We start from the raw sequence: 15,365 nt of genomic DNA on the forward strand, positions 1-15,365 counted from the left end.
CTGCTGTTTACGCCCTATTCACCGCCGCTTCATACCAAGAGCCTGCCGCAACGTCTGTGAAGGGATTTTGATTTGCGCTTTCCTTCAGGTCTAAGGCTCTTGAGATTAAAGTTGCAAACTGTGCTCTTGTTACAATCGTATCTGGTGAGAAATGATCGTCATCCATGCCTTCCACAATATTTTTACTAACCATCATCATAATATCCGACTTGGCCCAATGGCCGACAAGATCACTGAAGATTTTCGCAAAGCTGGCTGAATTATTTAGTGCAATAGATTGGCTTTTCAGATTGTGATCCACGATTTTTATCGATGTCCAAATAATATTCGAAGCCCCTGCCTTCTTGGCTTTAAAAAGAATCGTTCCAATGTCGAGATTCCCATTATCGCCATCCACTTTTCCAATCTTTGTATGTGCAAATGTCACTTCATTATTCTTCACAATCGGAGAAACAGAGAAACCTTCAAACTTTGTCTCCGCTTTAACGACGTCAAGCTTGCTTGCATCAAAGGAGATCTTCGCTTCATAAGCATATAAGTCCTGAATATTTTCCCCTTGTAAAGTAACGGTAAATTCGCTCGTTGATTCGTCATCTGAGGTTTTCATTACAAACTGGGAGGCTTCTTCCGCATAAGCAGGAGCTTTAAAGGTTAAGGAACAGCATAAATTGCAGGCTAATGCCGCTAGAATTACTCTACGTTTCAACTTGAATCATCCTTTCTACAATTGCTTGCTCGATAATGCATCGTTTGATTTATGCGTACTTAAAAGCGGCCGCAAGTACATATAGCCTTGCAGCCGCTCCTTCATTATTGCATTTTGCTTTACAATTAACCGATAATCAGTCTTGCCAATGCGGCCAAGTCTTCGATGTCGATAACTCCATCGTTATTGAGATCCGCTTTTTTGTACAGATTCCAATTCGGATACGTGGATTTTTTGCCATAGTAAGAAGCCATTACAGCTAAATCTCCAATACTGATTCTATCATCCCCGTTCGTATCTCCCGGAGTCGAAATAATGATAGATGAAGTAAATGCTTGAAGCCCGCTGGTTAATTCGGCTGTCGCTTGTTCCAACTGCTGCTGGGTAACAGAAGCATCATTGACAACGGATTGAGCTTTGTCGATAGCTGCCTGTAGTGTAGCTCTGGATCCGACTGGATATTGGCCTGTGTGGGTACCTTCAACAGCTGCATCGTGCTTTGCTTGAGCGTCTGCAATAAGAGCAATAAGTTCCTCTTTATGGATTGAAGCCGCGATTTGCACACTATATGAGGTACCAGTAATATTCTTTTCAGCGCCATTTCCATTGGCAAAAATTACGTCAGACAGTGTTACAGTTGCTGCCGTGGATGACGATTTTGCTCTCATGTGAAACGCCAGTAAATCACCATTGACAGTATGATCTCCTCCGACCAGTGCGGATAAGATTCTTACTTTACCTGAATTTTTTGTTACATCTGATATGGCCGCAATTTCCAGATTAGTAAACAATGAATCAACGGATAGGAATTCCATTTGTGCCGGGTCATACGTTAAGGTTAAATCTTGTGCGTATACGTTATCCGTCACGCCTGACAATCCATAAGCAATATCAAATGCCTGACCAGAAGTAACGACAGACGGGCCGGTTAACATAGTTTGTGCTTCAACATTATAGATTTCTGTTTCTGCTAATTGGAATCTATAAAAGACATCATCGTGAGGCTTGGGTCCAAATTGAGTGACTACTACTCTCACATACCTTGCGTTTTCAGTTGCAAAATAATATCTTTGAGGCTCGCTGGCTTCAAACGTTGTCTGTCCTCTGATTTGTTTCACCGTTTTGTATTCACCGTTATCTGACTTCACCTGGATATCAAAATTTGTTGGGAAGGATGCAATCTGCCCATCCGGTGTCCTTGAATCCGTTCTCGGGTATAATACGAGATTGTTGAATGGTTTTGCGCTGCCTAAATCAATTTCAACCCATATTGGATTATTGGTCACGTCATTTGAGACAAATCCATCGCTGGAATATTTTAGATCCAAATTTCCATCTGTCAAATTAGAGATATTCCAAGTCGGAGCAACTGTTATTGTATTATTGCTGCTCGCTTTTTTCCCTAAAGCCAAATTAGTCCCATTCGTTACAAAAATGAAATTGGACGATGAAACTGTGATACCCTCATACGTTACATCAACAGTTATTTTAACATTACCAAAACCTACAGCTTTCACCTTACCTGCTGCATCTACAGTTGCCACGTTTGCATTACTACTTTTATAAGCAGTCTGAGCTTTAGCCAGATCTATCGCAACTCCATTTTCTTTTTTCGCGGTTACGTTCAGTTGAGTCGTCTGGCCGACTATCATTTTCGCCTGATCACTGTTTAAGCTGACAGAACTCAGCGGACTTCCTGTAATCGTCAAAAGAGAAGTGAATGAATAGCTCCCGGATCCTACTTCATAAACGGCTTTTCCGTTATCCATCTTTACATAACGGATTCCTGCTACTTCCTCTATACTTTTCCCGCCTTCTTTGACTGTATGCTGATCATTAGTCGGCACATACACAGTTGCTGTGGTATTCGCGGGAATCGTCACATCCAATGAGAAATTGTTCCCATCTACCTTCCAACCACTAGTGATTTTACCGTAGAACGAGTCATATTCCGCATTCACGTGTTGGAATTCGCCACCTACTGTCGGTTGGATGATCGTATGTTTGAATCCTGGTTGATCTGGATCCGCTTCAATACCTGCTGCGTAACGGAACATCCACTCGCCTACTGAGCCTAACGAATAATGATTAAACGAGTTCATACCCACATCTCCGAAACCGCCCTCTTTGGTGTAGGAGTTCCAACGTTCCCAGATGGTAGTCGCACCGTTTTTAATTTCATAGCCCCACGAAGGGAATGTGTCGTTGGTCAGTAAGTGATAAGCAACATCAGAGTATCCCGCCTTCGTAAGCACAGGCAGTAAATAACCTACACCTACAAATCCTGTCGACAAGTGATAGTCCCTGCCTTTAATAAGATCTACGAGATATTTGGCACTAAGAGGTTGTTTATCCTCAGGAAGTAAATTCATTTGAAGAGCCAGCACGTAGCCTGTTTGCGTATTTCCTTTAATGTGGCCGTCTTTGTCGACAAATGCTTGATTGAATGCTGTCTTAATATCATTAAAGAGAGAATCGTACTTTTGCGCATCCACTTCGTTGCCAATGACTTTCGCCATTTTTGACATTAGCATTGTACTGTAAGCAAAATAAGCCGTGTTTAAAACATCTTTTGGCGTTTCATCTTCAATGTTCAACCAATCGCCAAAACCGCTATCTGGACGAATCAAGCTGTTGCTGTTCGTCTTAAGGTAATCGATCCATTTGACCATGGCTGCATAGTTATCCTCAATGATACGTTTGTCATTATAGGTTAAGTAAACCGTCCATGGAACAATAACTCCGACATCCCCCCAAGCGTTATTACCTTCTCCGAAGATAGAAACATGAGGTGCTACATCAGGGAAGGCGCCATTAGCATTTTGACCAGACACCACATCACGCATATATTTCTCGAAAAATGTCATCGTATTCATGTTATAGCTTGCAGTACGAGAGAAAATCTGCGCGTCTCCCGTCCATCCCATTCTTTCATCGCGCTGCGGACAATCTGTAGGAATGCTTAGGAAATTACCTCTTTGTCCCCAAACAATGTTACTGTATATCTGATTCACCATACTGTTTGAAGTTTCAAATGTTGCCGACGGCTCCAAATTCGAATGGACGACCACACCTGTAATACTATCTAACGTTGGAACACCAGGATATCCTGTTATTTCTACATAGCGGAAACCATGGAACGTAAAATGGGGTTCATAAACTTCGAGCCCCTCACCTTTTAGCGTGTATACATCCGTTTGCTTCGCTGTTCGTAAGTTAGCCGTGTAGAGTGACCCGTCATCATTTAACATTTCACCGAAACGCATCTGTACTTTGCTTCCGAGAGCCCCTGTCGCTTTTAAGCGAGCCCATCCAACCATATTTTGCCCTAAATCAAAAATATACACTCCTGGAGTTGGCTGCGTAATTGCTTTTGGCGTTAACTCCTGAGTTGCCTGAACACTTGGACCTACTTGCGCGGTCAGTTTGCCTTTATAATCATTCACACTCTGCGCTTCGATCCAGTTTGTATCATCATATGCAGGCTTATCCCATGATTTTGTTTCATTACGGGCATCATACGTTTCCCCCATTAATAAATCCGATGCAATGATGGGACCAGAAGTGTAAATCTTCCACGATGAATCCGAAACAATTTCATCTTTCGTACCATCCTGATATTCTACATTCATTTGAAGCAGCATCTCTGGTTTATCACCATAAATATTTTCACCAGCCATCGCCACATGACCAGAATACCAACCGTCTCCTAGTAAAGCTCCTAACGCATTATGTCCACTCTCGAGCATTCCGGTGACATCATAGGCTTGATATTGAACAAATTGGTTATAATCCGTAAAACCCGGGGCTAGATGGTCTTCCCCCACACGGTGTCCGTTCATGCTTAATTCATATAAACCAAGCGCAGTCGCATATACGGTCGCTTTCTTTACTGGTTTCGTAATTGTAAAAGCCTTGCGAAGCTGCGGTACGTGCATTTGACTCTGCTTAATGACAAGATCACTTGCCAATTCACCCAGCACTAATTGACCGTTCTCAATCTTTCCAGCGCCGAAAACGTTCTTATCAGGATCTGAAAAATCTTCCGTAAACACTGAGTTTCCATTTTCATCTTTGATATTAATATTATCGAAACTCGCACGCTCATTAGTTAAGTTATCCTTATGCTGTCTGAAACCAATTTTCCCGAGTGAAAAACTACTATCCTGCAAGGTATCGACTAATTGCTGGTCTACATAAGTTGATATTTGATCGCCGTTCACATCTATTTTCATATGATGTGCTGTATTTAGCTTTGCCGCATCCGGGATGATAGAAGAAATGTTTTTTTCCTTAATTACACTAGGATTAGGATTCCATTTATGCGGTCTAAATTGAGCATATGGCTTATCTTTTACATTAATCTGCCACATATAAAAATGGGATGAATCTTGTGAGCCGAAAACAAACCCGGCAGCAGCTTCTAAGATCGTAAAATCGAGATCTATCGAATATTTGCGGTTAATAGGTATTTGCTCATTAGGGACTGTAATCCAGCTGGCCTTCCAATCGGATGGCTTCAGCAAACCCATTTCCCACCAAGCTTGTACACTCCAATCGGACATTTGGTCGTCTTTATCCCATATTCGTACCTTCCAGTAGTAACGGTGGCTCGTTTGCAGTTCCTCCCCCGCATACGCTACGTTAGCGGATTGATCAGATAGCAACTTCCCACTATCCCATACATCGCCTTGATCCTGTGAAAGCAGCTCTGGCGTTGATGCCACCAGCACTTGATAGGCTGTCTGCTTCTGCGAGCGTGCTTCAGAACCCATCTGCCAACTCAAGCGTGGTTTTAACGTATCGAGTCCTAATGGATTGACCGCTTGCTCGGTCTTTAAATTCTTGACTCGGAACGTGGCGTCGGCAACATTCGCCGTGCTGGGAGCTTCGCTCTCATTGGCAAATATCGTCGCCGGCACTAACATCGTGGGCAACATCGAGAAGATCAGCAACGATGTTAGCGCTCTCTTTTTGAACTTGTTTTGCATCGTACGTTGGCTCGCCATGTTATTTACCTCCGCTATACTAGTTTCTCTTTCGAATAACTTTCGTCATCTTGCTTTAATTATAGGGTAATGGTTTTACCACTGAATAGGCATCCAATCTTTGGAATAGGTGTCTATTCTTTATCTCTTGACTGAGGTAAATCTATGGAAATTGAAGGTATGGGATCAGAACAGACATCTTAGTACCCTGCTTTTTTAAGCTCTCCATTTGAATACCATAATTAGATTCCATACATGAAGCGGACACGACTACGTACATTGATTAATAAGCCTATCTCTAAGTAGTTGCAGCAAGTCCTCAGAAATGCCGGCACCATTGTCTGAAACGATGATCTCGACCTGATACACCTTCTGCACCAGCTCTTGAATGCGCTAAACCATATGATTAAAGCTATAACCGAGTTCTCCAATTTCATCTTTCTGACGGGTGGGGAAGGAAACATCGAAATTCCCCTTCTCCACTTTCCCCATAAGCCTCTGCAGAGTTCGAATTGGACTCGTCACCGTTTGTGAAACAATCGCCGATACGATTACGACGATAATTAAACAAATTGAAAAAATAGCAAGGGTAACATTACGAATCCAGATTGTTTCTTTGGTTAATTCTTTTATTGGATTAATCGTGACGAATGTCCAATCCGTATAGATAGAATGATTAGCACTGACAAGCATGCGCGAATGATTGACTTCCCTCACAACTGTAACGTTCTCCATTGGCAAAGCGGAGGACTCCCATGTGCTTTTTCCGATTAAATTTTTATCGTTATGATAGACGATTTGGCCCAGCTTGTTCGTAATAAACAACATACCGTTTGTTGAAAACGGGATCAGATCGCATATTTTGGAAATTTCACTGAGATTGACAATGAGCAGTACCTACAAAGCGGAATCATATTATCCGTATCGTAGATTTGCTTATAGATGGAAATATAGTTCACAGCAATGACATCTTGATGTCTGCCGTTTACGATATTGCTTGCCAGATACGACTGCACAAAAAAAGCATCCTGCTCGCTGGATGAAGTATAGATCCAGATTGTTTCTTCCGCAGGATAGCCATGACTTCATTTGATTTAGCTATAACGTCAGGTGTTTCGTATAGCTCCGACATATACTTATTGATGTTGAAGTTGGACTATGTTAAGAGGGCAGGAACATATTCCCCCACATTTTTTTCGATCGATTCAACATACTGTTGATAGGAGAAGTACCCCAGAAACAAAAGCGGGAAGGATACGAGTGTCAGATAGGTGATAAATAATTTCGTGCGAAATTTTATCGGAATCTTCTTCATCTTACCTTCCACCTGCTTCCGCGTGAGACTTTGATAAGAGAACTTTGTTACACACCTTTGCTAATGGATGGTTTGATCCATTTCCCCCAAGAAGCCAGCTTGCGGAAGCCCATGGCGTGCTGAATCAATAAAACGAGAATCAGAATACTGCCTTGAATCACATCTTTTATAAATGGAGCCACACTCAAGAGATTCAAGCCATTGGACAGAACAGCAAAGATACAGCATCCCAGCATCGTTCCAATCATTTTCCCTTTGCCTCCGGAGAGAACAGTCCCCCCGAGTACAACAGCAGATATGCTCTGCATCAAATAAATAGATCCCATATCAGCTCGAGCCGTTGCAACGCGGGATGTCATAATGATCGCCACAATTCCTGCCAGCACGGCTGCAATCACATAGACCCCAATTAACACTTTGGTTACCTGGATGCCCGAGAACTTGGCCGACTTCTCACTACTTCCAATCGCATAAACGGAACGTCCCCACGGAGTATAAGCCATGATAAGGCACATGAGGATGACTAAAACAATCAGAATAATGGATTGTACGGGAATTCCGAAGATTGATCCTTGTCCCCATATATAAAAAGATTCTGAAAATCCGGAAAATGCCTTACCTTTACTCAAAACGAGCGCAATACCGTTAAAGAAAGTCATCGTTGCCAATGTAACCAGGATTGGCGAAATCTTTAATTTTGCTACAAAAAATCCATTAAATAATCCACAACATACGGCAACCACAAGTACAAGCGGAATAACAATCAGAATCGGCAGGCCTTTATTAAGCAAATATCCGGTAACGACAGCTAGAAGACCAACTAGATTTCCTAATGAAAGATCAATGCCTGCCGTTAGAATAATCAATGTCATACCTAGTGACAAAATCCCCAATTCGGCCAGCTGCACGGTTATCGATAATAAATTGTCCACTGTCAGAAATACATCACTTTGCAAGCCCAAAAAGACAAGGAGAGCAAGCAGCAGCAAGAGAAGCAGCATTTCATTCGTAAGCCAGTTCTTAGGTTTCATGCCCTGGCCCTCCTCGTGAGCTTCACTTTGCGATTAAGCACATCTACCGTAATGGCGAGCAAAATGACCATGCCAACAACAACATTCTGCCAATACGTTTCAACATGAGCCAGCACCAGCGCATTGTTGACCAGACCAAGGAACATAACGCCTAGTACGGTTCCAAGCACCGATCCGCTTCCTCCCATAATATTGACACCTCCAACAACTACCGCTGCGACTATGCTTAACTCAAATCCTACTGCCGCATTAGGCTGAACGCTGCCTTGTATGGCACCATAGACGACAGACGCCACCCCACAGATTAAACCCATGTACATGTACACAAAAATTTGCAGTCTTTTGACGCGAATTCCGATACGAACGGCTGATTCCTCATTACCACCAAATGCATAAATTTGCCTGCCGATTCTCGTGTATCGCAAGAGTAATCCGCTGATGAGGGCAATTCCCAGAAAAATAAGAAAAGAGAGCGGCAATCCTACAACCTTCTGTGCGTTTAAATTGCTGTACCATGCCGGGAACCCAACAATCCATTCCCCGTTCGTCACTTGCAGAATCGTTCCCCGGAAGATCCCCATCGTTCCTAACGTGACTATGATAGCGGGAATTTTCCCGTACACAATAAATAAGGAATTCAGTAATCCTAGAACAAGTCCGCAACCAGCACCAACTAGAAAAGCCATGTACAGATTAGCTCCTGTTGAGATGACATATTTGGCTACAAGGACAGATGACACAGCTAGGATGGCGGCGACAGAAACGTCGATCCCTCCTGTTAGGATGACGATTGTCATTCCTACGGACATAATGCCGAGGACGGAATTCGTGATCAGAATATTCATTACATTACTTGAGGTCAGAAAATTCGGCGTAATCATGGTCATAATGAGTGTGACTAGAATGAGTAATAGAGCAACTCCGAACTCTCTACTTGTAAGTAATCGCTTCATCATGCTGTCACCACCTCATCATTGGATTCATCCTCTTCCCTATTGATTCCTGGTACTGCAAGCTTCATGACTGCAGCTTGTGTTGTATGCCTAGCATCCAACTCGCCTGCAAGCTTACCTTCGCACATGACCAGAATGCGATCGCTCATGGAGAGAATCTCAGGTAGTTCTGAAGAAATAAGGATTACACCAATCCCCTTTTGCACCATTTCATTGACTACTTTATATATTTCAGCTTTCGCTCCGATATCAACGCCATTGGTAGGCTCATCAAGAATAAGAATAGACGGATTGGTCGCAATCCATTTGGCAAGGACGACCTTTTGCTGATTACCTCCGCTTAGCTTATCTACTTGAATGTGAGGGTAGGGAGGTCGAATCGACAACTTCTGAATATAGTCTTCCGTGATGGACCGCTCATCTTTGGGCTTCAGGAACCACCTAGAGCGGGTAATCCTTTGCATAATGCTAAGCGTCGTGTTGTGTTGCATGGACAACTTCATGGCCAAACCTTGAATTTGTCTACTTTCTGGCACTAGTGCCAAACCAGAATGAATACATGCGCTCACCGACTTCAGATCAATGCGCACGCCTTTCATAGATACACTCCCTTGATCTGGAGGATTCAAACCGAATATCGATTCAGCCAATTCACTTCTTCCAGCACCAACTAAGCCTGTAATGCCGACAATCTCCCCTGCTCTTACCCTAAAACTGATATTCTCGAATTGCCCCGCTTTGGTCAACTCATTCACCTGCAGCAAGATGTCTCCAATTTGAACAGGAATTTTGTGATACAAATTAGTTAATTTGCGGCCTACCATGAATTCCACCAGAGCTTCCTGCGTGAAATCTTTCAGCGAGCCTGAAGTTATATACTGTCCATCCCTTAACACGGTTGCCGTGTCACAGAGTCTGTAAATTTCATCGAATTTATGACCGATAAATACGATGGCAATGCCATCACGCTTTAATCCCATTGCAGCCTGGAATAAATATCCGACTTCCATTCGGGAAAGCGAGGATGTAGGTTCATCCATAATTAACAGCTTACAATCGCTAACTAAAGCTCGCGCAATCGCAACCAACTGCTGTTTACCTACAGATAATTCGGATAGCTTAGTATTCAGATCAAGCTCTATGCCTAAGCGGTCCAAAGCAGCTTGGGCCTTTATAGTCATCTTCTTCCAAGAAATGAACGAGGTGCTTTGTTCGTCACTTTCTCCTAAGGCGATATTTTCTGCTACGGTTAAATTAGGAAACAAGCTAAGATCCTGATAGATGACAGTGATACCTAACTTTCTTGCTTGCGTTGGACTCTGGATAACGACTTCCTTGCCTTCAATCATGATTCTGCCCTGATCCGGTTGAATGACCCCTGCCAGCACTTTAATCAATGTGGATTTCCCCGCCCCGTTCTCCCCTACGATTGCGTGAACTTCCCCCCTTCTTACTTGCAGCGATACTTGATCTAGCGCTTTAACCCCAGGATATTGCTTGGTTATAGCATCTAATTCTAACCATAATGAATTTGTCACAATAGGCACCCCTTTCTATTAAATAATGGCAGAATCCCTAACCTCTAACGATTAGGGATTCCTTGTCTAATACGTTAATTTAGAAGTCGTATTGATCCACATTATCCTTGGTGAAATCGGTTGGCTGTCCCATGATAAGGACTTTCCCTTGGATAGATACTTTACCTACATTTGGAATGTCTTGTCCATCTGTCAGCGTTTTACCATCTAGTAGATCTTTCGCAGCAGCTACAGTTAAATAGCCCAGTTTTTTCGGACTCCATAACGTGGCCGTTTGAGCCGAATTATCTTTCAAATACGGTTTCATTAGGTTCGGTGTGGACAAACCAACGACTTTAATTTGACCATTCTTGTTCGCCTTTTTCACAGCTTCTGCAGCACCAGGCACAGCCGCTGAGCTGTTCCCGATGATTCCTTTCAGATTCGGGTACGCAGAGATCAGATTTTGCGCTTGCGTGAGCGCTTTTTGCTGGTCATCATCGCACGGCACTACGGAGTCTAACTTCATTTTTGGATACTTTTCAGCCGCTTGTTTCTTCATATAATCCATCCAAGTATTCAGGTTCCCAGCTGTCAGAGACCCTGTAATGATTGCAAACTCGCCTTCTTCACCCATTTGTTGCGCAAGTGTATCCATAATATGTCTACCCAAAGCTTCATCACTTGTTTGGCTGACGAACAGATCTCGTGAATCTGCTTGCGCATCTGCATCCCATGTTAATACTTTGATCCCTGCTGCTTGAGCCTTCTTGAGTACGGGAGCAATCGCTGTTGGATCATTAGCTGAAACGGCAATGGCGTCTACCTTTTTCGTAATCAAATCCTGAATAAACGTCGATTGTTGGGCGGCATCCGCTTGCGTTGGGCCTGTATAAATAACTTTGATTCCCAAATCCTTTCCCGCTTGTTCAGCGCCTGCTTGTGCAGAGTTAAAGTAAGGAATACCTACAAGCTTAGGTACTACAGCAACCGTAAATTCCTTCTTTGCAGCTGTGGTTGCAGTCGTTTTGTTATCCGTGGATGGGGAATTGGATGAAGTGAAGGAAGTGCTCCCTCCGTTTGAACATCCAGCCATGATGGACATAGCAAGAAAACTACATAAAACCGTACCTAGCATTTTTTTGGATTGCAACATTTTTTATTTCCTCCCTTTTAGTTCTAACACTTCTTCTATACAATTTAATTTTAATAGAGGTGGAGGCTCTTACATAGATATCCTTTTTTTAGATTACGGCTACATTCTTTGGCTCTTCCATAAAAATGACCCGTCTCATTGCACGCATGCAATGACGGGCCAATCATTATTTTAGTTGATGCTCCCTATAATCTGTTGGTGTGATTCCAAAATATTCTTTAAATAACTTGGTAAAATATTTTGGGTTCTGATAGCCAATTTTATTGGCAATCTCATTTAACTTCAAAATTCTATCCTTCAGAAGCTCGCGCGCTTTTTCCATCCGTATCCGAGTGACATAATTCAAAAAGTTTTCTCCGGTTTGTATCTTAAATAAATTACTGAAATAAGAGGGATTCAAGTATATTTCGCCCGCGACGACACTTAGCGTTAAATCTTCTGCCAAGTGCTGCTCGATATAGGTTTTTGCTTTTTCAACGGGTTCTTTTTCGCTTTGGAAGCGCAATGTTTTTAACTTTCCTGCAATCAGTAATAGAAAATGCACTAATTCTTCCCTTAGCTCCAAAACATCGGAAGACACTTGCATCTTTCTCCAAGTATTTTCGATATAGCTAGTGGACATGAGCTTTCCCATATCGCGATCTTCAAGCCGAATCTCATCAATAAGGATAGTTGCCCGCAGCATTAATGAAAGTACATTGGCAGGCAAATCACTTGAAGCCAAAGCATTTTTCTTCCAAATGGCAAATAAATCGTCTACGGTTGTTCGAATAACGTCTTCATTAATTAGGCGTACCACGTTAAAAAGCTTGTTCTCAAGATCCGATAGGCGCAAAGCTATACTTTTAGTCTCTTGCACATTTACCGAATTATAATTAGGCTGTTTTTCAAACCAATAAGATTTACCCCCACCTTCAAACAATCTTCGTTGCAGCGATGCTCTGGCTTCAGCTGCAGCTTGTCCTACGGTAGATATGTCTTCCAGTGCACTGCTTACTCCTAAGCTGACGGAAACCGGGATATATTGCCTAAAAACTTCTTCAACCTTTACCGTAAGCCGTTCACAGAATAGATCTACCTCTGAACAAGAGGCGTCTTCTAAATCCATTTCACCATCATGCTCATTTTGTTTATTATGGTTGATTAGGATCCACCCCCAACCGTCTAAACCGATCCAAGAGTGAAAAGAGATGCTTGATTCTACGTTTCCGCATTACATATTTCGCGTATAATTCCATTCATAACGTATTCAAATAATTCATAGTCTCTTTGCGAATAAGAATACGTACTATGGATTCGGTCAATAGAGGCGGCAATAAGTCGATATTGGTACAAAGGATTAAGTAACCCTTGCCATTCTTTTACGTGAGGAAGTCTGCTTGCATAAAGAATAGAATTCAAAAAATTCCCCACCTGAAAGTCGACCTCTTTCTGAGACTTATTGTCGAGATCTTGCTGTAAAAACTGCTTTTTCCTGTGGGTTGTCACCACCACTATCATATTAAGTAATTGTTCACGAAACTGTTTTCTGTCAATCGGCTTTAAAATATAATCACTTACGCCGAGTTTTAAAGCACTTCTAGCATATTCAAATTCGTCATATCCGCTAATGACCATGCTAAAGATATTCGGACGAAGCCGTCTAGCTTCAACTAATAGTTCCAATCCATCCATTTCGGGCATGCGTATATCGGTAATAATTAAATCAACTTCCTGCATTTCAAGGCAAATTATTGCCTCTTTGGCAGAGGAGCAGGTACCTATAACTTGAAAAGCCGCATCTGCCTGTTCGACCAGCCTCGCAATACCTGTACGAATTAATTCTTCATCATCTACAATTAGTACACGTAAAGACATCACTTTGAACATCCTTTCCTGCTTATTTGGATTGTTCTGTTATATATGGAATGCGCACTTTAATTGATGTCCCTGCCCCTTCAATACTTGTAACAGTCAAGCCATAATCAATTCCGTATAACAATTGGATCCGGCTGTGCACATTTAGTAATCCAATACCATACCTTTGATCGGTTTGCTGTTCACCCTGAAGTTTCCCTTGGAGCTTTTGCAGTTTTTCCCACGATATCCCATTCCCATTATCTTGAACTAATAATTGAATACCATCGTCAATTTTGCAGATTGTGACCATAATCTGAGTAGGCATATTCGTTTTTTCAACAACATGGCGTATCGCATTTTCAACGAGGGGTTGTAAAATAAATTTAGGAGTAAAGAAATGAACAGTATTCGGATCCATATCGATCACATATTGACATCTTTTTCCGTATCTCATTTTTTGAATATAAAGATAATCAGTTATATGCTTTACCTCATCTCCTATATTCACGATATCCCCTCTTCTTGCAGTAAATCTCAGCATATGGCATAACGCCGAAATCATGGTAGAAGCCGTTTCACCATCGTCATTCTCGATAACCATTTGGATAGATTCCAATGTATTATATAAAAAGTGAGGATTGATTTGGCTTTGCAAGGCAATTAACTCGGCTTCCTTTTGTCTTAATTCTTCCTGATAGACCCTTTTTACAAGTGCCTGAATTCGTTCAACCATATGATTAAAACTGTTTCCCAGTTCCCCAATTTCATCCGTTTGATGAACGGGAATCGACACATGGAAGTTGCCCTTTTCTACTTCTCGCATTAACAGCTGAAGAGAGCGAATAGGACTAGTCACCGTTTGTGAAAGAAATATTGAAATGAGAGCGGATACAATTAAACAAATAGTGAAGATCGCTATTGTAAAATTACGTATCCCTATCGTTTCTTTCATGAGTTCCTTTATTGGATTAATAGTGGCCAAAGTCCAATTGGTGTATTCAGATTTATCAGCGCTGACCATCATTCTTTCATTATTTATTTTGAATTCCGAAGTACCTTTAGAAAGCTTTATATCAGACGTTCCAACTTTACTGATGAATTCATTGTAACTATTAAATACCGTCTGTCCTGCCTCATTATTTAGAAGAACCATGCCATTTTTTGCAATCGGAATTCGGTTACAGATTTTGGATATTTCATCCAAACTTACAATGAGCAGCACCGTACAAAGAGGATTCATGTTTTCTGCATCATATAATTGTTTGTATATGGAAATATAAGGCTGATTGTTCTCGAATACGAGCTTAAGTCTTTCAGGAGGAACAAACAATAAATTGCCTTGTAAGTCCATTTCTTGCTGAAAGGGATTTTTCTCTTGCATAAAGGCGTTTCCCTGAAAATTCAATCGTGAGCTTGAGTACACACGATTCTTCGTTTGTATAAACACAGCAATGACATCTTGGTGCCCACCATTCACAATGTTATTAGCCAGATATGATTGAACTGCAAACGCCTCTTGTTCTTTAATAGAAACTCTGTCCGGCTCATTTTTCCTGAGAATAGCCATAACCTCACCTGATCTTGTTACAACATCAGGAATGGATACAAGTTCTGACAAATACTTATCAATATTTGCATTAGCCTGGTTTAATATCGCAGGAACATACTCACCAACATTTCTTTCAATTGATTTTTCATATTGGTGATATGACAAATAACCTAATACGAACAAAGGCAAAGAAACAAGAAGCAGGTATGTGATAAATAACTTTGTCCGGAACCTAACTTGTAGTCTCCTCATTGTCGTACTCCTTGTCCAAATATAGAAAATCCCCTCATAATATGTAGTCTATTTATTCG

Annotated in this window: 11 protein-coding genes; all 11 read right to left on the bottom strand. The window is 41.8% G+C overall.

Annotation, left to right across the window (positions count from 1 at the left end; genetic code table 11):
* Positions 1-7: 7 nt before the first annotated feature.
* The 11 genes from RQP52_RS27220 to RQP52_RS27270 all read right to left on the bottom strand — a co-directional run bounded on the left by RQP52_RS27220 (position 8) and on the right by RQP52_RS27270 (position 15,306).
* Positions 8-706 (bottom strand): S-layer homology domain-containing protein, encoded by a 699-nt coding sequence (locus tag RQP52_RS27220; RefSeq protein ID WP_315954755.1) that lies wholly within the window; start codon positions 704-706, stop codon positions 8-10.
* 125 nt (positions 707-831) lie between these two features.
* The gene (locus RQP52_RS27225) at positions 832-5,715 is read right to left on the bottom strand and encodes a family 78 glycoside hydrolase catalytic domain (protein ID WP_315954756.1); all 4,884 of its coding nucleotides are present in this window, start codon (positions 5,713-5,715) and stop codon (positions 832-834) included.
* 372 nt (positions 5,716-6,087) lie between these two features.
* Positions 6,088-6,522, bottom strand: a complete 435-nt coding sequence (locus RQP52_RS27230; protein WP_315954757.1) for a HAMP domain-containing protein — start codon at positions 6,520-6,522, stop codon at positions 6,088-6,090.
* 328 nt (positions 6,523-6,850) lie between these two features.
* On the bottom strand, positions 6,851-7,009 hold the full coding sequence (locus RQP52_RS27235; RefSeq protein WP_315954758.1) for a hypothetical protein: 159 nt from the start codon (positions 7,007-7,009) through the stop codon (positions 6,851-6,853).
* Positions 7,010-7,056: 47 nt separating this feature from the next.
* A complete protein-coding gene (locus RQP52_RS27240) occupies positions 7,057-8,040 on the bottom strand; it encodes an ABC transporter permease (RefSeq protein ID WP_315954759.1) in 984 nt (327 codons plus the stop codon).
* Positions 8,037-8,996 (bottom strand): ABC transporter permease, encoded by a 960-nt coding sequence (locus tag RQP52_RS27245; RefSeq protein WP_315954760.1) that lies wholly within the window; start codon positions 8,994-8,996, stop codon positions 8,037-8,039. The genes RQP52_RS27240 and RQP52_RS27245 overlap by 4 nt, the downstream gene beginning before the upstream one ends.
* Positions 8,993-10,531 (bottom strand): sugar ABC transporter ATP-binding protein, encoded by a 1,539-nt coding sequence (locus RQP52_RS27250; protein WP_315954761.1) that lies wholly within the window; start codon positions 10,529-10,531, stop codon positions 8,993-8,995. The genes RQP52_RS27245 and RQP52_RS27250 overlap by 4 nt, the downstream gene beginning before the upstream one ends.
* A gap of 79 nt (positions 10,532-10,610) precedes the next feature.
* Positions 10,611-11,666 carry an autoinducer 2 ABC transporter substrate-binding protein gene (locus tag RQP52_RS27255; RefSeq protein WP_315954762.1) on the bottom strand — a complete coding sequence of 352 codons (1,056 nt, stop codon included), beginning with the start codon at positions 11,664-11,666 and terminating at the stop codon, positions 10,611-10,613.
* Between the two features lie 166 nt (positions 11,667-11,832).
* Positions 11,833-12,774, bottom strand: coding sequence for a helix-turn-helix transcriptional regulator (locus RQP52_RS27260; protein ID WP_315954763.1), 942 nt, complete (start codon positions 12,772-12,774; stop codon positions 11,833-11,835).
* 92 nt (positions 12,775-12,866) lie between these two features.
* On the bottom strand, positions 12,867-13,523 hold the full coding sequence (locus tag RQP52_RS27265) for a response regulator (protein ID WP_315954764.1): 657 nt from the start codon (positions 13,521-13,523) through the stop codon (positions 12,867-12,869).
* 22 nt (positions 13,524-13,545) lie between these two features.
* The gene (locus RQP52_RS27270) at positions 13,546-15,306 is read right to left on the bottom strand and encodes a sensor histidine kinase (RefSeq protein WP_315954765.1); all 1,761 of its coding nucleotides are present in this window, start codon (positions 15,304-15,306) and stop codon (positions 13,546-13,548) included.
* Between the last annotated feature and the right edge of the window lie 59 nt (positions 15,307-15,365).

The sequence above is a fragment of the Paenibacillus violae genome, from assembly GCF_032461945.1.
GTDB classification, from domain to species: Bacteria; Bacillota; Bacilli; order Paenibacillales; family NBRC-103111; genus Paenibacillus_E; species Paenibacillus_E violae.